This is a genomic window from Asticcacaulis aquaticus, assembly GCF_028550415.1.
Taxonomy (GTDB): Bacteria; Pseudomonadota; Alphaproteobacteria; order Caulobacterales; family Caulobacteraceae; genus Asticcacaulis; species Asticcacaulis aquaticus.
The window spans coordinates 470,794-491,293 of the sequence record NZ_JAQQKX010000001.1 but is presented as its reverse complement, the minus strand read 5'-3'; the positions used below and the strand labels follow the sequence as shown (position 1 = coordinate 491,293).

Genomic DNA, 20,500 nt, shown 5'->3' with positions numbered 1-20,500 from the left:
ACTATTTGGCTGGGGCGTTCCATCGCGAAGTTCGAACGTAAAAAATTACATCGGGAGAAACATATGAGCCTGTTCACCGCGATCCGCACTTTTTTGAAGTCCTCTAAAACCGACAGCGATACTGGACGGCTTGCGGTTTCCCGGCGGACCCATCTTCTGGGGTCAGTAAGTCTTTTCGCGCATTTGAGCCTGAGTTTTGCACCCCGCAGCGTGGCGGCTGTAACGGGCGATTTGCCCACGCACAGGGTCCTCCTGAACGGTCATGCGGGCGGTAAACGCTTCGACGGCATAGGCGTCGTGAATGGGGGTGGGGCCACATCAGTTCTGTTGAAGGATTACCCTGAGCCTCAGCGGAGTCAGATTCTCGATCTAGTTTACAAGCCAAAATTCGGTGCATCGGTAAGCGCTTTGTTGGTCGAGATACCGGGCGATGGAAACTCCACGCAAGGCTCCATGCTGAGTCATATGCACACCCGAGAAGACCTCAATTACCAACGCGGCTACACGTGGTGGGTGCTGAAGGAAGCCAAGAAGCGTAATCCGAAACTGTCACTCGACGGCACGGCATGGAGCGCACCTGGCTGGGTCGGTGACAGTGGTGGCCATTTCGACAAGATCGGTAAAAACGGTGATGCAAAATTCTTCTCACAGGATGCTGTTGACTACTACATCAAGTGGCTGGAAGGCCTGCGTAAGGTTCATGGACTCGAACTGGATGCCATGGGTGTCCGAAATGAAAAAGGCGTCAGCTATGGCTTCGCAAAGGCGCTGAAATCGGCTTTGAAGACCAGAGGTTTCGAGAAGGTGAAGCTGCACGGCTTCGACAACTGGCCCAAGGATAAGCTCGACTTCGTCCCCGACCTGCTGGTCGATAAGGAACTGAGCGACTCCATCGATATCATCGGCGCCCACACCTTCTATTCCAACTGGCCGGTAACGCCTGAAAATCAGGCTATCGCCGCTCAACTGGGCAAGCCGATCTGGAATACCGAGGATCACGTCTACAAGAAAGGTTTTGATTGTGCGATCAGCATCACCCAGTGCTTCAACCACAATTACATCAAAAGCGGTGTCACCAAGGTCGTAAACTGGTACGACATAGCCGGTGTTTATCCCACAGAACCCTATTCCGAAGATCCTGCGGCTATGCTGGCGTGGGAGCCTTGGAGCGGTCACTACAAGATCCGGGAATCCTTGTGGGGTTACGCACATTGGGGTCAATTCACGGAGATTGGCTGGACTTTTCTGTACGGCGGCAGTGGTGAGTTGGGACAAGGAGGTACGTTTGTAACGCTTAAGTCGCCGGGCGACGATTACAGTGTGATCATAGAAACTAAGGATGCGAAGGGACCGCAGAACCTCCGACTGGAGATTGTCGATGGTTTGTCCACCAAACCCTTATGTGTCTGGCGGAGTAACGCCGCTGAACAGTTTGTTCGACTTGAGGACCTGAAGGTTGAGGGTGGCGCTGTGACCCTGACCCTGGAAGCGAATAGCATCTATTCTTTGTCGACGACGACCGGCCAACAGAAAGGCGGGTTTGCAGACATCCCGGCATCGAAAGCCTTCCCGTTCCCCTATTATGAAACCTTCGAAAGCTACAAACGGCCGGACCTGTCAGGTTATTTGCCTCGCTACACGGCGGATATTGCCGGCGGGTTCGAGCTTGTGAATCGACCAGACAAAAAGGGGCTGTGTCTGCGGCAGGTTATTCCAGTTCCGACGATCTCATGGGCACCAGACTGGCAGCCCTACACGATCTTGGGCGATGCAGCCTGGACCAACTATGAAGTAGGTGCTGACATCTGGCTAAATAACGGAGACACCGGCGGTGTAATGGGTCGTATCAACCACGTTGGCACGGGCTACGGGTTCATTCCCAAGGGCTACTTTTTCGAGTTGAGGGACGACGGTCAGGCTCGACTAATCGCCATCCGAGGCAAGAAAGATCCGAAAGCGCTCGTGGGGGATGCGGAGCAGCAAAGGCTCATAGCGGCGGGTAAATTCGATGGAGAGGGCGGTGAACTGGTTCTCGGAACCCAAACGGTTCCAGGCATCAAGTCGCATACCTGGTATCGGCTCTCGATACGATTTGAGGGCGATGTAATCACCGGCGTGATCAATGGGAAGCCCGTTCTTACAGCGAAAAGCAACCTTTACGAAAAAGGTATGGCCGGATTGGTGGCAGGTCAGTCGAAAGCGAAGATCAGCACGCCCTATTTTGACAATGTATCGGTGACGGCGCCAAATCGGCGACTGCCCAAAGCCGCAACGCCATCAAGGTATCAGACGCCAATCTATGCCCTCTGATTTGATATCGACCCTGCGCTCCACCCATAGAGCAAAACAATAAAAGGAGGAATTTCTATGAACTCGACGATCAAAACCCTTATCCCATCACTGTTTCTTGTTGCGATATGCACTGGCGCCATCGCGGCAGATGGAAAACTGTCGGACAGGTTTTCCAAAATGGACCGTAACAAAGACGGTATATTGACCTTAGAGGAATTCAATCACGAGATCGGCGAGACGGTTAAAAACATCGACAAGAACCGTGACAAGGAGCTGACGGCGGCCGAAGCTGAAACCTATTTTACGGCTATCGCACCAATTACCGATCCGAAGACGCCGAAACGGATCGCAGGCGTTATGCGAAACGATTTGAACGGCGATGGCCGTGTCACGATCGAGGAAATGAAAGCAAAAGGCACCTCCGACTTTAAGACGATTGATAAAAATGGTGATGGTGTCGTGACCGCTGCGGACATGTAGAGTTACCAAGTGACGCTTGCTTAGGTTTTGCTGCGCAGGCGCCGTGAGATTAAACGCACCGGAGGCTGAACGGTATCCTCTACAGGCTACCGGATAACTCGGAGCTGACGGCTTTCAGCGCGTCACCAGAGCGAACACACTTTCAATCAACCGCCAGGCTAGTGACGCGGCCTGGCGCATTCATTCAATGCTTATGGTAAAGGTCGACTACAATGCTCGCGCTTGATCCCGGCCAAGCCTCAACGGCTGTAAGGGGCGTCGGGCATGGTTAGGGGTGATGGATTGCGGCGCACCCACTCGACGGCCAACTGACACAGGCGAGCGGTATCTCCGCCCTTGCGCTTGACCGCCGCGGTCAGCGCGCGCGCCTCCTCCAATTCGCCGGCGGGAAGCGCCTGGCCATTGGCGAATATCTGCGTCAGCATATCCGCCATGGCCTTGAAGTCGGAGTCCCAGTTGACGCCCCCATTGCCTTCTAGCTCCCGATGGAGGCGGCCGGAAACACGGATCGCCTCCCCCTGCTGCGTCATGGCGGCGCCTTGAGGTGGGACGAGCAGTGCCCAGAGTTCATCGTGCTGGTCGCTCCAAGCCTTTGCCGTCACCTTGATAGGGGTCTTGCCATCGTACATGGCCCGGCGTGGCACAGGTGTTACGTCGAAGATCGCGTACAGCTTGTCCAGAGCCGCGCTCACCGCGTCGACACTCTCCGGATTGAAGGCGCTTCGCGAAAACTCGAAATCCTGGCCGATACGGGTCACTTCTGCCTGCCTCTCGGGGCTCATGACCGCCACGGTTTTCGCCCCGCCCAGCAAACGGTTGAGGAAACTGGCCGGCGGCTTCGCCTCATCTCGCATGGCTGCTAGCAACACCTCTGACAACGGCACCATATTTTCGATATTGATATTGCTGCACCGAGACAGCGCATAGTCTAGCGGCGTCTGGCCCTCGCGGTTCGCCACCGTTGCCCGCGCGCCCGCAGCAATGAGCGCTGCTGCGGCATCGGCCTTGTAAGCTCTGGCGGCGCAATGCAAGGGCGTGCCCCGGCCGCTTTCGCCGTGATTCACGAAGGCCCCCAATTCTAGCAGGGTCGAGATCCGGCCGGCGCGGGTGCCGGCATGCGCGTGCAGAGGCGTCTCGCCGTAGGCGTCCTCGGCGCCAAGATCCGCGCCCTGAGCGACCAGCCACCGGGTCAGGTCGTCCGGACAGGCAAACGCCAGCGCCGTCTGTTTGGTGTAACCGCCGCGTGCGTCGATCTCACACTTGTCGAACACGGCCTTCATGGCTGCGAGATCGCCGCTGGCGAGTATCGCTTCGAAGTCCTTTGGTAGGGTTTTTCGTTTCGCCATCGACGTCTCCTCCAGGCGCAGCCGCTACGCTGCGAGGCGATCAGGTTTTCGGGACAATAGTCGAGTCACGAACGTGTTCCATTTTTTCATACCGGCGCGCTTCTCCGGTAGATAATTCCAACGATCATAGTTCTTCGAACTGACGTCATGCAGAGCATGATTTTGAATCCGGTCTCGAATTTCCTTCGATACACCAGCCTTCCCTGCCAAGGTTTTCCAAGTGCGCCTCAAATCGCGGTTCGTCGCGTGGGGTATCACACCGCGCTCGCGTTGACGCCAAATAAACGAATATAGCGTGGCCGCTGTGACTGGTCGTTTAGGGTCCTTTTGAGACGGGAAAAACCATCCGTACTCGTTTGGAATGATACTCTCAATCAAGTCGGTGGCGATGTCGGGAACTGGAATAGCGTGAGGACGATTATTCTTTGTCTTTGACCAGTCGATCATTCTGGCAGCCGAATCCCACTGCGAAACATGGAGGTGGGCGATTTCGTCAACCCGCTGGCCGGTCAACATAATCAGTCGAATGGCTCGGGGGTAGGGTGGGTGGATTTCGACGTCCGGATGTTCGAGCCAGCGGTACAAGTGCACAAATTCACCTTCGGACAACCAACGGGTGCCGGCATTTTTGGGTTCACTGGGAATTCCCGCGGCCGGATTATAGACAAGGTGGAAGCGTCTTGGTGACGTATCGCGATAGTCGTGCTCAGTCTTAAGTCCCCAACTAAAGGCAGCACGAATATAGCTCCTGACATGATCCGCCATAGACTTAGCGCCACGCTCGTATATTGGCCTAATAACGGCAGTAATTTCATCGGGCTCGATGCTTCGGGCCGGCCTGTTTTCACCTAGTATCCCAGCGACCTTGTGAAGCCCCTTTTTTGTTTCTTTCCACGAAGATTTGCCAGCCGATTTGAGCGACTCGACATAACCGTCAAATAGATCAAGGACCGTTCCAGGTCGGGCGTCGCCTGTTATTTTGATGCTTCGCTTTTTCAAGATAGCCTTTGCAAAGTCCCTATGGAAGATGGACCGAGCCTCAGACAGGGATAGCGCTGGGTAACTTCCGATTTTCTTCTTCGTGCGCTTGCCGGCCCGCCACTGTTGCACCATCCAGTCGGCGGTGACGCGCTTCGGCATAGGTTTGAGGATCAAAATAAGTCTTCCAGTGCCATGGCCCTCGCCATCCGCCAAGTTCTCTTGACGACGGTCCTTTTCGACCCTTTTGATCGCGTGAATGATTTCAAGGTTGGTTAAATTGGCCATTGTTTCGTCCGCCTCTAAACTGGGAACACACCCTGTATGGGGGAGTGTGAATGGGGACGGTTGATGGTTCAATTGCCCGTCCGATGCCCCTAATATGCTTTAGGACGTCAGACTGCGACAAACGATAAAAACTTAATAATTTCAACTGGTAGAGTTGGCGATCCGTGACGCCATTCACCCCAAAATGGGGTGGTTGTGGACCAGAATCACCGAGGACGCCGACAGCTCCAGCGACCGGCGCATGATCTCGCGCGGATAGGCCGGGGCGTGATCGACCGTGCCATGGTTCATGATCTCGTCGGCGATGAGCTGGTTTTTCTTGTCGAGAAACAGAATGCGGAACTGCTCACGCGGCTCGTGCGCCAGGGTCACGCGCAGATAGCTGACCAGCGACGCCCAGCTTGAGATGACCGTGCTACGTTTAAGCGGTTCGGCCAGCATCCGGCGGGTGGACTCAAACATCAGCGCCAGATCGAGCGCGATATCCGCCGTCATTTTCAGCGCCCGGCCTTTGTTATCCAGGGCCGAGACCTGAAGCATGTCCTCCAGCGGCGCCGACAGGGTGGCAGGCAGCGAGCCGAACCGCGTCAGCAAGGCCTTGGCCAGCGGCTTCACGTCGCGCTGAGGGATCGAGCGGAAAAGGAACAGTTCCAGCAGTTCGTAATCGGGCAGGGCCGAGACGCCACCCTTGCGCGCCCGGTCGCGCAGCCGCTGACGGTGGCCGCCATGGTCGGGCAGGGCTGTATCGAGGCTGGAAATATCGTCGCTCATACGGTGAGCCTATATTGGCTTTGCGGGATAATCCAGAGCCGACGGGCGGTGAAATATACTCGCTATTGGCGATATTTTAATGTCGCGCACGCTAGGAAGCCCTGTAAGCGAAAGGGTGGTATCGTGCGGGAATTTCTGAAGGACGTGTGGAAAGGCTGGCCCTATCTGGAGTTTATGGAGCCGCGCACTCGTGAGATATTATATACGATAGGCGTCTCAGTGGCGGCGGTAATTATCCTCTTTTTTGCATATGTCGTCTGGGACCGCGAAAACCATTACCGGATCATTGCCGCTGAGATCGTCGCCGCACAGACCCAGTGCGTATATACCGAGGCCGACCGCACGCCTGTAGCGGTAAGATGCGACAGGGCCTATGGTCCAACGCGGCCACAGGGGGCGAGCCTTGTCATTATTACCGACCTGACCTATCGCTTTCGTTCCCCAGCCGACGGAAACCTGTATGAAGGCAGCGCTCAGGTCCAGCCGTCTTCACCATGGTCCCTGCCAAAAGCGGGTGAGACCGTGCAAATACGAGCGCACCTGACCCAGGCCGGGCGGTCGACTCTGGCGACGAACGCAATGCCGCTACTTAAGGATTAAAGCACCGGCAACGGACGGAACAGATCCGACGCGGTGAAAAGCTCCAGCCCGTCCTTCGTCACGCCGATGCTGTGTTCGCACTGCGCCGTCAGCGACTTGTCGCGCGTCACCGCCGTCCAGCCGTCGTTCAGAACCTTTACCTCGGGACGACCCAGATTGATCATCGGCTCGACGGTGAAGAACATGCCTTCCTGAAGCACCGGTCCTGTACCGGCACGACCGAAGTGCAGGACGTTGGGATTGTCGTGGAAGACCTGACCGAGGCCGTGGCCGCAGAAGTCGCGCACGACCGAACAGCGCTGGCTTTCGGCATATTTCTGAATGGCGTGGGCAATATCGCCGAAGGTGTTGCCGGGCTTGATCTGTTCAAGGCCGAGGCGCATGGATTCGTAAGTCACGTCGACAAGGCGCCTGGCCTTCTGGTTGACCTGACCGACCTCGTACATGCGCGAGGTGTCGCCGTGCCAGCCGTCGACGATGGCGGTGACGTCGATATTGACGATATCGCCCTCTTTCAGCGTCTTGTCCGACGGCATGCCGTGGCAGACGACGTGGTTCGGCGAAATACAGACCGTATATTGATAGCCGCGATAGAAGACGCAGGCCGGTAGCGCGCCGTGGTCGAAGATGAACTGCCGCGCCAGATCGTCGAGATAGGACGTCTTCACGCCCGGCACGACATAGGGGATCAGCATGTCGAGGCACTGGCTGGCGATCTTACCGGCGCGTCGCATGCCCTCGAAGTCTTCAGCCGTGTGGATGCGGATCGTGTCGGAGCGGGTCATATAGTCTGAATCTACGGTCATGGCGGCAATATAGTCGTTAGAAGACGCCAAGGCTAGAGCGGCGTTGCACGATCCCAATTCTCCCCCATATCCTCCCCAGCCAAATTGTTAACGAATTATTGACGCAGAATGCGCGCGGCCTGACAGTGAGGGTGTCGGTTCAGGGTCGATTCGGGTGTGGAGTAAAAATATGTCGAACGCGCGCATTCTGGTTTTTGGCAACGAAAAGGGCGGGGCGGGGAAGTCCACCGTCGCCATGCACGTCGCCGCCGTGCTGCTGCATATGGGCAAGCGCGTGGCGATCATCGACCTCGACCTGCGTCAGCGCTCGCTGTCGCACTTCTTCGAAAACCGCAAGAAGTGGGCGGCGGCCAACGAAAAGATTCTGCCGCACGCGGTCGAGCCGTTCCTGCACAAGAATCCGGCGGAACTGGTCAAGGTGCCCGATGCCGAGGCCAAGGCGGCCTTCGATCGTGCCCTGAGCGAAGCCATCGATATCGCCGACTACGTGATCATCGACACGCCGGGGGGTGATTCCGTCCTGTCGCGCCGGGCCCATTCGGTCGGTCACGTCATCATCACCCCGATGAACGACAGCTTCATCGACTTCGACCTGCTGGGGCAGGTCGATCCGGTGACGCTTGAGGTCAAACGCCCGTCGATCTACGCCGAAACCGTGTGGAATTCGCGCAAGCAGCGCGCTCAGTGGGACGGCAAGACCATCGACTGGATCGTCCTGCGCAACCGTCTGGCCACCAATCAGGCGCGTAACGGCAAACGCATCGACGACCGTTTGCAGGCCCTGGGTAAGCGTATCGGTTTCCGCGTCGCGTCGGGCCTGCGTGACCGGGTCATCTACCGCGAACTGTTCCCTTTTGGCCTGACGGTGCTCGACCTCAGCAACGAGATCAAACCGGTGGCCGTGTCGATGGCACACGTCTCGGCGCGCAGCGAAATCCGTGCCGTCATGCTGGCGCTCGATCTCGAAAACGAAGACTCAGTGTCGGATCAGCTGACCGAGCTTGGCCCGCAGGTCGAGGCCGACGAGGACGATTTCGAGGCGGCGGAGTGATTGAGCCCGCGCGCGTCCTGTGCCACAACACCGTTGCATTTTAAGGAAACGCAACGGTGTATCTGCTTATTGGGGCGGTGGCGGTTTTCGCCTTTCTGGTCTGGGTCGGGCGTCAGTCGCACCTCGGCAAGCTGAAGGCCGGGCCGTGGATACGGCAAAAGCGCGCCGTGATCGCCATTCTGGCCGTGGCCGTGGCCATGGCTGGCGTGGTTTGCGTGGCGCGCGGGCAGTATATTCTGGCCAGCATCCTTGTGACGGTCGCCTTCGGTATGGCAGGTGGGGCACGCTATCGCGGCCAGACTCAGCCGCCAGCGGATCGGCCCCATAGTCTCGCGGAAATCGAAGCCTATCGTGCGCTGGGTATCCCGGCGGGTTCTGACCGCAAAACCATCCTCAAGGCGTGGAAAGCGCGCATGAAGGAGGCTCACCCGGATCAGGGCGGCTCCGATGCCCGCGCGGCGAAGCTCAATGCGGCGCGGGATGTGTTGTTGAAACGCAGATAGTCATGGGGTTTGGGGCCTGTGGCCCCAAGTCTTATCTTCAATAGAAAACCCCGGCTTTGTGAAGCCGGGGTTTTCTATTGATCGGTAAAGGTTCATGGGGCCATAGGCCCCAAACCCCATAACTCTAGCTCTTCACCACCATGCAATCCAGACGCTTGGCCTCGATCGCCTTGCAGGCCTTCTGCGCGTCGGCCTTGGTCATATCGACAAAGCGCGTGCGGTAACGGCCCGCGTCGTTCTTCGACACGTCCGTATCGACACCCTTGAGCAAGGCAAAGCGCTTCTGGACGTCCTTCGCCCAGTCGGCGGCCTGAGATTTCGCCTTGAAGGCGCCGACCTGAATCGCCCAGATGGCGTCAGGGTCTTTCTTCTTCTTTTTGGCGGCGGCGGTCGTCGAGGTCTTCTTGGCCGCCGCCTTGTCATCGGCGGCCTTCTTGGCCTCGGCCTTGGTCAGGGCGGCGACGACGCCGGGGGCCGGAGTCTTCTGGCTCAGGCGCTGAACGTTCACGCCGTCCTCGTCGTCCTGCGCATCGAGCGCCGCCATCAGGGTCGCATTATCGCCCAGCACCTCGTATTTGGGCTTGGGCGCGATGACGCTGCGGAATTCGCTTTGGGCGACGGTGATCGTCTCGCCCTTGTCGCGGCGGGCGAAGACGGTGAAGCCCGTGTTCATCAGGGTGGTGACGTGCTCGCGGCGCTGGGCCTTGTTCGAACCGCCGAGCATGACCGCGATCAGGCGGTGATTGCCCTTGCGCTGCGAGGCGACGAGGTTGTAGCCGGCGGCGTTGATATAGCCGGTCTTCATACCGTCGACGCCGGGATAGGCGAGCAGGGGGTTGTGGTTGGGGTAGGTCCGGCCGCGGAACTCGATCGAGCGCACGTGGAAATATTCATAATATTGCGGGAAGTCGCGCATGACCGAGCGCGCCAGCACGGCGAAATCGCGCGCCGACGACACCTGACGCGAGTCGGGCAGGCCGGACGCATTGACGAAGTTCGAGCGCGTCATGCCGATTTCCTGCGCCTTAACCGTCATCAGGGCGGCGAAGCGCGACTCGGTGCCGCCAATATGTTCGGCCAGAGCGGCGGCCAGATCGTTGGCGGAGTAGGCGGCGATCAGACGCATGGCCATGTCCACCGTGATAGTATCGCCGGCCTTGAGGCCCGAATTCGTGGGTGGCATCGAAGCGGCGTGCGGCGAAATAGTGATCAGATCGTCGGGCCTGAGGCGGCCCTGGGCCATCTCTTCGAACGCCATATAAAGCGTCATGATCTTGGTCAGGGAGGCCGGATAGCGGGGGCTGTCGGCGCGCATGGCGTAGAAGACTTCGCCGGATTGCGCATCGACGACGATGGCGGCATAACGGGCGCTGTCGGCCGGGTCCTGCGCACGGGCGGGCGAAACGATCAGGGCGGCGACGATCGCCAGCGCCGTTATCAGCCACAGCTTAAGGGCGCTGAAATCCCGCGACGCTGCCACTGCCTGTGACCGAACCATAGTCTTACGCATTCCACTTTTTCCCGCTCTTACGCATTGTACAAAATCGGAGGCCTGACATGCCGCAGGTGCGGCGGGCGACCGGATGGGAGAGAGTCCGCTGAACCCACGCAGGGGTCTTAACCATAACACCATGAAAGCTTCGCGCTGTCAGGTGTAATTTAACGCGGTCTTAACAGGACACCGCGAAATCCTTACCAATTGCTTATAGTGAGGGGGATATTTGTCGAAAATGCGCCCGCTTACATCTTTGAGGCGAAGATTGTCCATCACGATTTCGTTAGGCTTTTGTGCGCCGCACAAAAATTGTTGACCTTATGCTGCATATGCGTTATTTATAGTCTCAACAAAGGGCGGCGAAACGGATTTCGCGGGCCCTGCGCTCGAAAATTCCGCGTACCCTCAGGCGTTTTGAAAGCGTCGAACCTCAAGGAGATTATCTCATGGTTGATACCGAAGCCTACAAGGCCACCGTCGAAAAAGTGTCCGCTGCCTCGAACCAGGCGTTCAAGGACGGCGTCGAAAAGACGCTGGGCGCGCTGAACGAAGTCAACGCCCTGTCGAAGTCGAACGTCGAAGCCGTCGTCGAATCGCTGACCGCTGCCACCAAGGGCGCAGAAACGGTCGGCGCCCAGGCTGCCGCCTTCACCAAGAAGAACTGGGAAGAAGCCGTCGCCGCCGCCAAGAGCCTGTCGACCGCCAAGTCGGTGCAGGAAGTGATCGAGCTGCAGTCGTCCTACGCCAAGACATCGCTCGAAGCCTACGTCTCGGAACTGAACTCGCTGACCGAAACCCTGTCGGCCTCGTTCAAGGACACCTTCAAGCCGATCAACGCCCGCGTCACCGCGACCGTCGAGAAGTTCCAGTCCTACCGCTAAGATTAGCCGAAAGACAGGATCACATTGATGTGACGTGTTGAACGCCGCGTCTGCGATACCCAATTAGAAATCCCCGCTGGCGTGCTGGCGGGGATTTTTATTTTTCGCTTAGAGAGGCAAGCCCTTATTCGTTCAGGCGATTTGTAACGCATGTGCGTAAACTGTGATCAGGATAACGCAAATATGTCACGTGCAGCCTCTTAACAGGAATAAAGTTTGTACTATCTTGAAGTGGAACGGAAACTGTTGAAGCATGGGCCGACGCAGCGTTCGTTCAAGCTATATGAGTCTTTGCGGCCGGTGGCGTACTTACCGTTCGCACGCATACAGGACAGTTGGTTGATTTCGACACCGGACCTTCCCCGCCCGTTTCCCCCGGCAGCTTCCCTGCCGATCAAGGCCGCGCGCGCGCCTAAGCCTCCGATCGAGGATTCGTCCAAACCGGCCAATGCGCCCTTCGCGATCATCGACGCCAAGCCCAAGCCGCAGAAGCCGTCGCTTTATCGCGTGTTAATACTTAATGACGACTATACCCCCATGGAATTCGTCGTGTACGTGCTGGAGCGTTTTTTCAACAAGTCGCGCGAAGAGGCTACCCACATCATGCTGCACGTCCATCAGACGGGCGTCGGCGTCTGTGGTCTTTATACCTACGAAGTCGCCGAAACCAAGGTCGCGCAGGTCGTGGACATGGCCCGGCGGCATCAGCATCCCCTTCAATGCACTATGGAGAAGGATTAGGGGTTTCTGATCCCGCCTTTCAGCCCAGGTTCATCAAGGAGAGACGATACTAACTGTACTGCTTTACTCGCTCTAAGGAGAGGCCGACATGCCATCGTTTTCCAGCGCCCTCGAAGAAACCCTGCATCGCGCGGTGAGTCATGCGAACACTCACCACCATGAATACGCGACCTTGGAGCACCTGCTGCTGGCCCTTGTGGACGACACCGATGCCGCCGGCGTTATGACCGCGTGCAATGTCGATCTGACCAAGCTCCGCACCGCCCTTGCCGCCTATATCGAAACCGACCTCAAATCGCTGGTCGTGCCGCATTCCGAAGAAGCCAAGCCCACCGCCGGGTTCCAACGCGTCATTCAGCGCGCCGTGATCCACGTGCAGTCGTCGGGCCGTGACGAAGTGACCGGCGCCAATGTGCTGGTCGCCATCTTTAGCGAGCGCGAATCCCACGCCGCCTTCTTCCTGCAGGAGCAGGAAATGACGCGCTACGACGCGGTCAACTATATCGCCCACGGCATCGCCAAGAAGCCGGGCGCTTCCGAATCGCGTCCCGTGCGTTCGGCCTCCGAAGACAGCCCCAGCGGCGAGGAAAAATCCGGCAAGGCCGCGTCGAACGACGCGCTGGCCGCCTACTGCGTGGACCTGAACGAAAAGTCGCGCCACGGCAAGGTCGATCCCCTGATCGGCCGCCACGCCGAGGTCGAGCGCGCCATCCAGATCCTGTGCCGCCGCACCAAGAACAACCCGCTGCTGGTCGGCGATCCGGGCGTCGGTAAGACGGCCATCGCCGAAGGTCTGGCCAAGAAGATCGTCGACGGCGAAGTGCCTGAGGTGCTGGCCGGGGCGACCATCTTCTCGCTCGACATGGGCACGCTGCTGGCGGGTACCCGCTACCGCGGCGACTTCGAAGAGCGTGTCAAGCAGGTCGTTAAGGAGCTTGAGGCCCATCCGAACGCCGTCCTGTTCATCGACGAAATCCACACCGTCATCGGTGCGGGTGCGACCTCGGGCGGGGCGATGGACGCCTCGAATCTGCTCAAGCCCGCTCTGGCGTCGGGGGCCCTGCGCTGCATGGGCTCGACGACCTATAAGGAATATCGTCAGCACTTCGAGAAGGATCGGGCGCTGGTCCGTCGCTTCCAGAAGATCGACGTGACCGAACCGACCGTTGACGACACGATCAAGATTCTGAAAGGCCTCAAGCCCTACTATGAGACCTTCCACCATCTGAAATATACCGACGCCGCCATCAAGACGGCGGTGGAGCTGTCGGCGCGCTACATCACCGACCGCAAGCTGCCGGACAAGGCCATCGACGTCATCGACGAAGCGGGGGCCCTTCAGGTCATCCTGCCGGAATCGAAGCGCAAGAAGGTCATCGGCCCGCGTGAGATCGAGACGGTTATCGCCAAGATCGCCCGCATCCCGCCGAAGTCGGTCTCCAAGTCGGACACCGAATCGCTGCGCGACCTGCAAAGCGATCTGCAACGCGTCGTCTTCGGTCAGAACGAAGCCATCGAGCAACTGTCCTCGGCCATGAAGCTGTCGCGGGCCGGTCTGCGCGATCCGCAAAAGCCCATCGGTTGTTACCTGTTCGCCGGTCCGACCGGCGTCGGTAAGACCGAAGTGGCCAAGCAACTGGCCTCGACGCTCGGCATCGAACTGCTGCGCTTCGACATGTCGGAATATATGGAACGCCACACGGTGTCGCGCCTGATCGGTGCGCCTCCGGGCTATGTCGGCCACGATCAGGGCGGTCTTCTGACCGACGCCGTCGATCAGCAGCCGCATGCCATCGTCCTGCTCGACGAAATCGAAAAGGCGCATTCGGACATCTACAACATCCTGCTGCAGGTCATGGATCATGGAGTGCTGACGGATGCGGTGGGTAAGAAGGTCGATTTCCGCAACGTGGTCCTCATCATGACCACCAATGCGGGCGCTTCGGACAACCAGAAGAACTCGATCGGCTTCGGCCGTGAAAAGGTCTCCGGTGAAGACGAAGCGGCGATCAAGCGCCTGTTCACGCCGGAATTCCGCAACCGCCTCGACGCGATCGTCAACTTCCGTCAGCTCAAGCCGGAGGTCATCGGTCAGGTCGTCCAGAAGTTCATTCTGCAACTGGAAATGCAACTGGCCGACCGCAACATCTCGATCGAACTGACCGCCGAAGCCGAAAAGTGGCTGGCCGAAAACGGCTACGACGAACTCTATGGCGCGCGTCCGCTGGCGCGGGTCATTCAGGAGAACATCAAGAAGCCGCTGGCCGACGAGATCCTGTTCGGCAAGCTGGTCCGCGGCGGTCATATCCTGGTCAAGCTGGCCGAGGGCAAGATCGCCTTCGACATCACACCGGCCAAGGATAAGAATGCATCCAAGGCCGAGGCTGTGGACTAAGGGAAGAAAGGGCAGGGGCCGCAAGGCCCCTGCACCCCTATACTGGGAGCCTTCGGTTGACGCCGGAGGCTCTTTTATTATGGGGTGTGGGGTCCGCGACCCCACGTCTTTTTCTTTTGCTTTCCCTCGTAATCGTAACCGGATCACCTACATAAGCTGGAGTAGCTTGAAAGGTGCCGCATGATCCCGTTCTCCATCCTTGACCTGTCGCAGATCGGCGAGGGCGGCACCGCGTCTGAGGCTCTGGCTAATTCGGCCTTGATGGCGCAACAGGCCGAGGCCTTGGGATATAGCCGCTATTGGCTGGCGGAACACCACGGCATGCCGGGGATCGCTTCGGCGGCGACCTCGATTGTCATCGCGCATGTCGGGCATCATACGTCGAAAATCCGCATCGGGTCTGGCGGTATCATGTTGCCGAACCATTCGCCGCTGGTGATCGCCGAGCAGTTCGGGACACTGGAGGCGCTGTTCCCGGGACGCGTCGATCTGGGGTTGGGCCGCGCGCCGGGAACCGACATGAAGACCGCGCGGGCGCTGCGGCGGAACATGGAAAGCGGCGTCGACAGTTTCCCCTACGATGTCGCGGAACTTCAACAGCTTATGGACGATCACGCAGGCGATGCGCGGATCATTGCCGTGCCGGGGGCGGGGTGTCAGGTGCCGATCTGGGTGCTGGGGTCGAGCGCCTATGGCGCGCAACTGGCGGCGCAGATGGGTCTGCCCTATGCCTTCGCGTCGCACTTTGCGCCCGATATGCTGCACCAGGCCTTGCGGATTTATCGGACGCAGTACCGGCCAACAGAGCGCAATCCGGAACCACGCGTGATGGTTGGGATCATGGGGGTAGCGGCGGACACCGACGAGGAAGCGAGGTTCCTCTATTCGTCGATGGAGCAGTCTTTCGCCAATCTGCGGCGCAATGACCGCAAGCCGTTCCCGAAACCTCAGCATGGGCTGCAACTGGCCCCGGAAGAGCGGCAGATGGTCGATCATATGCTGCAATACGCCGTGGTGGGGTCGCCGGAGACGATCAACCGCAAGCTGGAGACTTTTCTGGCGGCGACCGAGGCCGATGAACTGATCGTATCGATGCCGATCCACGATATTACCGCGCGTCTGAAGTCGGTGGATATCTTTGCGCAATCGCCCTTGATGCGGAAGGTTTGAGACGCGCAATAAAAAAGGCCGGTGAAACACCGGCCTTTCATTCTGTTCCAAGTTAGGATTGTAAGGGCTAGCCCTTACCCGACGCGGATACCGGAAAGCGAGCCCAGCACGCCGAAGACCTGAAGCAGCCAGATGACGACGGCGATGACGACGACGGCGTTGAGGATGTTTTTGATCTTGGGGTCCATCGGGATGTAGGTGTTGACCAGCCAGAGCAGGACACCGACGACGATGAGGATGGCGACAAGTGACAGAAGAGGCATGACGGGTTCCTTTTGAGATTACTCAGAATATGGAACTAATGTCGCCTGTCGGTCGGGGGTTTTAAATGTCGCTCGCGATCCAGAAAATAAAGAAGGCGTGTTTAAGGCTTCACGGTGTGGCTAAGGATGCGTCCGCTGACTTCGACGGTTGTATCGGTCGGCGCGAAGATGAGTTCAACTTCCTGTCGGGCGTTACAATAATAGGTCGACCAGATTTCGCTCCACTGGCCGGTCTGGGCGCTGGGGGCGGACACGACCCGGCTGTCATAGGCCAGAGTGACCATATTGCAGTCCGGTATGGCCTTGCCTTCGCGGCGGGATTTCTGGACCAGATTGACAGCGGTCATCTCGGCGCGCGATTGCAGGTCGCGCTGGGTCAGGGTGTTGCCCGGGACTGCCAGAGCTACCGTTACAAATGGATCGTTCGCCTGACGCCAGGTAACGAAATTGAGGGTATAGGTCTTGCCGCAACCGGCGGCCTGAATATGTTCGATGGCGGCAACTGGCCATTCGGCAGCCATGGGCGGGCGTGCGACCAGGACGCCTCGCAGGTCGGGCTGCTGCGGCTCGACGGTACGCGGCAGAAGGGTGTAGCCAGTTGACGTAAAGGTGAGGTCGCGACATTTATCCAAAGCGGTCTCAAGGCGTACGGTGACGCCATCAATCGCCATGAATTTGCTGATAATGGCTGTATAGGTCGTCGGCCCTGCCGGTCCGGTCAGTTCGACCGGCCGTTCCTCGATTCCCGTAATGACATAGGCCGCCGTCAGTAATTCAATCATTATCGCCTCCCCCAATTATCCTTAGTTATCTCGCTTCAAAATGCCTCGTCAAGTTGAATTACGCGCATTTTCGCGGGGCATAGGCCTCGATACCGGGGGCGGGGCGACCGATGAGGTAGCCCTGCGCCTCGCGGCAGTTCATGGCCCGGAGTGCGTCGAGTTGCGCGGGGGTTTCGACGCCTTCGGCGGTGATTTCGACGCCCAGCGAGCGGGCCATTTCGGTGATGGCGCGGATGATCGAGGTAGCGTTGCGGTCGTGCGGCAGGTCGCGGACGAAGGACTGATCGATCTTTATTTTATCGAAGGGGAAGGTGCGCAGATAGGACAGGGACGAATAGCCGGTGCCGAAGTCGTCCATGGCGATACGTACACCCATGCCTTTGATCTGGTTGAGGACTTTCAGATTGTGGGTCTCATCGGCCAGCAGCACGCTTTCGGTGATTTCAAGCTCCAGCCGCCGCGCGTCGAGGCCGGTGGCCTTCAGCGTCTTGCGTACCAGACCGGGCAGCGAGCCGTGGCGGAATTGCAGCGGCGAGATATTGACGGCGATGCGCCACGGCTGCGGCCATGCCGCCGCCTGACGACAGGCCTCACGCAGCACCCATTCGCCAAGCGCGCCGATCAGGCCACAGTCTTCGGCCAGCGGGATGAACACGGCGGGCGAGACCATACCGGTGACCGGATGATGCCAGCGCAGCAAGGCCTCGAAGGAGACGATGTCGCCGCTGTCGAGATTGAGCAGGGGCTGAAAATAGAGCTGGAACTGGCCCTCGGCGAGGGCGATTTTGAGGTCGCGCTCCATCTCGACGCGGGCCTGTAGCTGTTCGTCCATCTCGGCGCGATAATAGCACCAGCCGTTGCGACCGTCGCCCTTGACGCGGTAGAGCGCCATGTCGGCGCGCGACAGCAGGTTATGGGCATCGGCGCCGTCATCGGGCGCGAGCGCGATACCAACGCTGAGGCCGATATCGAGGCGCGCATCCCTGACCACGAACGGGTCTTTCACGGCATCGATCAGCCGTTCGGCGAGGTACTGGGCGTCTTCGGGGCGGTCGATATTCTGGATGATGGCGAATTCGTCACCGCCCATGCGGGCCATGAAATCGCCCTTGCGCAGACACAGCTTGAGGCGTTCGGTGACCTGACACAGAAGCGCGTCGCCGGTCAGGTGGCCGTAGGAATCGTTGACGGCCTTGAAGCGATCGAGATCGAGGCAGAGCAGGGCGATTCTGTGGCCTTGTCGCTGAACGCGGGCCAGGGCCTTGTCGATTTCGGTCGCATAAAGTGCGCGGTTGGCCAGTCCGGTCAGGGGATCGAAGTGCGCCAGTTGCGCGATCTGGGCCTGAGCGTGTTTCTGTTCGGTCAGGTCGATCCCCAGCGTCAATATGGCGTCGGCCTCGCCTTCGGGGGTGCGCAGGACGGTTTTCTTGAGCTGGACGACGCGCTCGCCGCACCCGTTATAGATAGCCTCTTCCTCGATCATCACGGCCTCGGCGCTGTCGAGCGCACGGCGGTCCGAGCGGGCGAACTGCGCCGCCTGATCCGGGGCGAAGATGTCGTGGCTGGTCTTGCCAATCACCTCGGCGCTGGTGACGCCCAGCATGGTTTCGCCGGCGGGGTTGATCAGGCGGATTTTGGAATCGTGAGCGCCCTTGACCAGCACCATGGCCGGGATGGTCTGAATGATCGTGTTGAGGAAGGTCTGGTGCCGCTGGGACTCGGCACTGACACGGATCAGGTCGGCCATCATGTCGCGCTGCTGGGTCAGGGTGTCCTGAAGGTCCTGACTGATCGCCTTCATGATCGACAAGGTGGTGCCGACGCCTTCATAGCGCCCGTCGCGGGTGACGATAAAGCCGCGCATCAGCTCCGACGGACGGTCGGCCAGGCTGGCCTGAGTAAAGTCGCGCAGCGGTGTGGCGACGTCCACTGTCAGGGCGGAGGCATCCATCATGGTGGTGACCGACTTGGCGCCGAACAGGGCGCGTCCGTATTCGGCGGCCATTTTGAGATTGAAGTCGTGGCGTTCCATCAGGCCAAGGACGCCGCCCTGCGCATTGACGACGGCTACTACCATAAGTTCGGGCTGGTCGCGGAACAGATCGTAAAGTTGCGAGTTGGTGAAGGACGGTAAAACGGGGTCTATGCGATCCGCAATATCCGAAATTGTGGATACATTCTGCATAACGGCGGTCCAGTTTGTCATAAAAACTTCACAAAACTCAACTTAGGCGTATTTTACACGTCTCTATTGGGTTTTATAGATGATTTTCCTGAATCCACGCTTAATGCAGCTGATTTTATACTCAAATAATACTTTGTTCCGTGGGCGGAGGAACGGGGAAATGAGTGCCTATTTTATATGCGCCCCATGGTTGTGGGGCCTTTGAAAAAGGCGCCGTGCAGGGGTTGATTGTCCGGATCGAGGCCGGTCATGGTCCACACCTCGCCGGTCTTTTCGTAGCGCACCGGGCAGGCATTGGGACTGGAATACATCTCGCCTAAGTAAATCCGGGCGATGGCGCGGAACGGGATGCCGTGGCAGACGAACAGGCAGGTCTCGCCGGAACCACAGTGATCCTCGATGGCGGCCTTGACGCGGTCGATGACCACGGGCAGGCGCTCGGCATTGTGCGGATAGTGCTTGCCATCGATATCGAGGTCAGGATTCATGTGGGCCAGCATGTCGCGGCGCTGGGTTTCGACCTCGTCGATAGTCAGGCCTTCGAACAGGCCGAAATGCCGTTCGGTGAGGCGCGCGTCGGTGACGACCGGCACGTTCAGGGTCTCGGCGACGATGGTGGCGGTCTCATGGGCGCGGACGAGGGGACTGGCCAAAATCTGGGTGATCCCCTGATCGGCGAGGAAAAACGCGGCCATGCGCGCCTGATCGCGGCCCGTCTCATTGAGTGGTATGTCGGTCGAGCCCTGAAGCCGCATCTGGGCGTTCCAGTCGGTTTGGCCGTGGCGAAGAACGTAGAACATGGGAGCCTACAATACCCCCTCTCCCTGAGGGAGAGGGGTGGGGTGAGGGGGAAATGGCAAAAACGCGCTCGGTTGTGCCGGTATGGTCAAATTAGTTCTTATCAAAAAGTATGCGAGGGTTCGGACACATTTCCCCCTCACCCGGTGCTTTGCACCACCCTCTCCCTCAGGGAGAGGGATTATAAGGCCGCTTTGATCCGTGCCGCCGTTTCCAGCAGATCGCTCATCGCCGCCATTTCGCCCGAGGCATGGCCTTTCAGCTTACCGGCGTCCCAGCAGGGGATGATATGAAAGTGCAGGTGGAACACGGTCTGGCCTGCCGGTTCGCCGTTGAACTGCGCGATACGGATGCCGTCGGGCTCCAGCGATGTGTTGACGGCGCGGGCGATGCGCTGGGTCTGATGGATCAGGTTTTGCAGATGCTCGGACGGGATGTCGAACAGGTTGCGCGCCTTGACCTTGGGGATAACCAGCGTATGGCCCTTCGATTGCGGGAAGGCGTCCATGAAGCTGAGGACGCGCGCGTCCTCATAGACCTTGGCGCAGGGAATGTCGCCGCTGAGGATTTTCGCAAAGATATTCTTGCTGTCGTACTCACCGATAAGGCTCATGACCGGTCTCCGATTCTGTCTATTCAATCTTATCGCTTTAATTATACAGCCAATACAGGTAA

Annotated in this window: 19 protein-coding genes; 9 read left to right on the top strand and 10 right to left on the bottom strand. The window is 58.8% G+C overall.

The features are described 5' to 3' along the window. The first annotated feature begins 63 nt into the window (after positions 1-63). Together PQU92_RS02440 and PQU92_RS02435 are read left to right on the top strand one after the other, a co-directional pair. Entirely contained in the window at positions 64-2,310 is a 2,247-nt protein-coding gene (locus PQU92_RS02440) for a glycoside hydrolase family 30 protein (RefSeq protein WP_272746619.1), read from the top strand. Positions 2,311-2,367: 57 nt separating this feature from the next. Further along, on the top strand, positions 2,368-2,772 hold the full coding sequence (locus PQU92_RS02435; protein WP_272746618.1) for an EF-hand domain-containing protein: 405 nt from the start codon (positions 2,368-2,370) through the stop codon (positions 2,770-2,772). 239 nt (positions 2,773-3,011) lie between these two features. Here the strand turns inward: PQU92_RS02435 and PQU92_RS02430 are convergent, their stop codons facing one another. The 3 genes from PQU92_RS02430 to PQU92_RS02420 all read right to left on the bottom strand — a co-directional run bounded on the left by PQU92_RS02430 (position 3,012) and on the right by PQU92_RS02420 (position 6,155). Further along, positions 3,012-4,118, bottom strand: coding sequence for an ankyrin repeat domain-containing protein (locus PQU92_RS02430; protein WP_272746617.1), 1,107 nt, complete (start codon positions 4,116-4,118; stop codon positions 3,012-3,014). A 24-nt stretch (positions 4,119-4,142) separates the two neighbouring features. Continuing rightward, a complete protein-coding gene (locus PQU92_RS02425; protein WP_272746616.1) occupies positions 4,143-5,384 on the bottom strand; it encodes a tyrosine-type recombinase/integrase in 1,242 nt (413 codons plus the stop codon). A gap of 174 nt (positions 5,385-5,558) precedes the next feature. Then, positions 5,559-6,155: a JAB domain-containing protein gene (locus PQU92_RS02420; RefSeq protein WP_272746615.1), complete on the bottom strand. Its 597-nt coding sequence runs from the start codon at positions 6,153-6,155 to the stop codon at positions 5,559-5,561. Positions 6,156-6,278: 123 nt separating this feature from the next. Here PQU92_RS02420 and PQU92_RS02415 point away from each other — a divergent pair, with 123 nt between their 5' ends. Further along, positions 6,279-6,755, top strand: a complete 477-nt coding sequence (locus PQU92_RS02415) for a hypothetical protein (RefSeq protein ID WP_272746614.1) — start codon at positions 6,279-6,281, stop codon at positions 6,753-6,755. Here PQU92_RS02415 and map read toward each other — a convergent pair. Further along, complete coding sequence (gene map / locus PQU92_RS02410) at positions 6,752-7,561, bottom strand: type I methionyl aminopeptidase (protein WP_272746613.1); 810 nt, start codon at positions 7,559-7,561, stop codon at positions 6,752-6,754. The genes PQU92_RS02415 and map overlap by 4 nt on opposite strands. 169 nt (positions 7,562-7,730) lie before the next feature. Here map and PQU92_RS02405 point away from each other — a divergent pair, with 169 nt between their 5' ends. Together PQU92_RS02405 and PQU92_RS02400 are read left to right on the top strand one after the other, a co-directional pair. Then, on the top strand, positions 7,731-8,612 hold the full coding sequence (locus PQU92_RS02405; protein ID WP_272746612.1) for a division plane positioning ATPase MipZ: 882 nt from the start codon (positions 7,731-7,733) through the stop codon (positions 8,610-8,612). A 56-nt stretch (positions 8,613-8,668) separates the two neighbouring features. After that, positions 8,669-9,115, top strand: coding sequence for a J domain-containing protein (locus tag PQU92_RS02400; RefSeq protein WP_272746611.1), 447 nt, complete (start codon positions 8,669-8,671; stop codon positions 9,113-9,115). A gap of 124 nt (positions 9,116-9,239) precedes the next feature. On the opposite strand, the gene PQU92_RS02395 is transcribed toward PQU92_RS02400, so the two are convergent. Further along, a complete protein-coding gene (locus PQU92_RS02395) occupies positions 9,240-10,625 on the bottom strand; it encodes a D-alanyl-D-alanine carboxypeptidase (RefSeq protein WP_272746610.1) in 1,386 nt (461 codons plus the stop codon). 431 nt (positions 10,626-11,056) lie between these two features. Between PQU92_RS02395 and PQU92_RS02390 the strand changes: the two genes are divergently transcribed. From PQU92_RS02390 to PQU92_RS02375, 4 genes are all read left to right on the top strand, one after another. Beyond that, on the top strand, positions 11,057-11,491 hold the full coding sequence (locus tag PQU92_RS02390) for a phasin family protein (RefSeq protein WP_272746609.1): 435 nt from the start codon (positions 11,057-11,059) through the stop codon (positions 11,489-11,491). A gap of 423 nt (positions 11,492-11,914) precedes the next feature. After that, the gene (clpS, locus tag PQU92_RS02385) at positions 11,915-12,232 is read left to right on the top strand and encodes an ATP-dependent Clp protease adapter ClpS (protein WP_272746734.1); all 318 of its coding nucleotides are present in this window, start codon (positions 11,915-11,917) and stop codon (positions 12,230-12,232) included. Between the two features lie 88 nt (positions 12,233-12,320). Next, a complete protein-coding gene (gene clpA, locus PQU92_RS02380) occupies positions 12,321-14,627 on the top strand; it encodes an ATP-dependent Clp protease ATP-binding subunit ClpA (RefSeq protein WP_272746608.1) in 2,307 nt (768 codons plus the stop codon). 180 nt (positions 14,628-14,807) lie between these two features. Further along, positions 14,808-15,797 carry an LLM class flavin-dependent oxidoreductase gene (locus PQU92_RS02375; protein ID WP_272746607.1) on the top strand — a complete coding sequence of 330 codons (990 nt, stop codon included), beginning with the start codon at positions 14,808-14,810 and terminating at the stop codon, positions 15,795-15,797. Between the two features lie 74 nt (positions 15,798-15,871). Here PQU92_RS02375 and PQU92_RS02370 read toward each other — a convergent pair whose 3' ends face one another. From PQU92_RS02370 to PQU92_RS02350, 5 genes are all read right to left on the bottom strand, one after another. Then, complete coding sequence (locus PQU92_RS02370) at positions 15,872-16,060, bottom strand: Thivi_2564 family membrane protein (RefSeq protein ID WP_272746606.1); 189 nt, start codon at positions 16,058-16,060, stop codon at positions 15,872-15,874. 101 nt (positions 16,061-16,161) lie between these two features. Then, positions 16,162-16,842 (bottom strand): hypothetical protein, encoded by a 681-nt coding sequence (locus PQU92_RS02365; protein WP_272746605.1) that lies wholly within the window; start codon positions 16,840-16,842, stop codon positions 16,162-16,164. 58 nt (positions 16,843-16,900) lie between these two features. Next, complete coding sequence (locus PQU92_RS02360; RefSeq protein ID WP_272746604.1) at positions 16,901-19,027, bottom strand: putative bifunctional diguanylate cyclase/phosphodiesterase; 2,127 nt, start codon at positions 19,025-19,027, stop codon at positions 16,901-16,903. A 173-nt stretch (positions 19,028-19,200) separates the two neighbouring features. After that, the gene (locus tag PQU92_RS02355; protein WP_272746603.1) at positions 19,201-19,827 is read right to left on the bottom strand and encodes a histidine phosphatase family protein; all 627 of its coding nucleotides are present in this window, start codon (positions 19,825-19,827) and stop codon (positions 19,201-19,203) included. 179 nt (positions 19,828-20,006) lie between these two features. Further along, a complete protein-coding gene (locus PQU92_RS02350; RefSeq protein ID WP_272746602.1) occupies positions 20,007-20,438 on the bottom strand; it encodes an HIT family protein in 432 nt (143 codons plus the stop codon). Positions 20,439-20,500 lie beyond the last annotated feature (62 nt).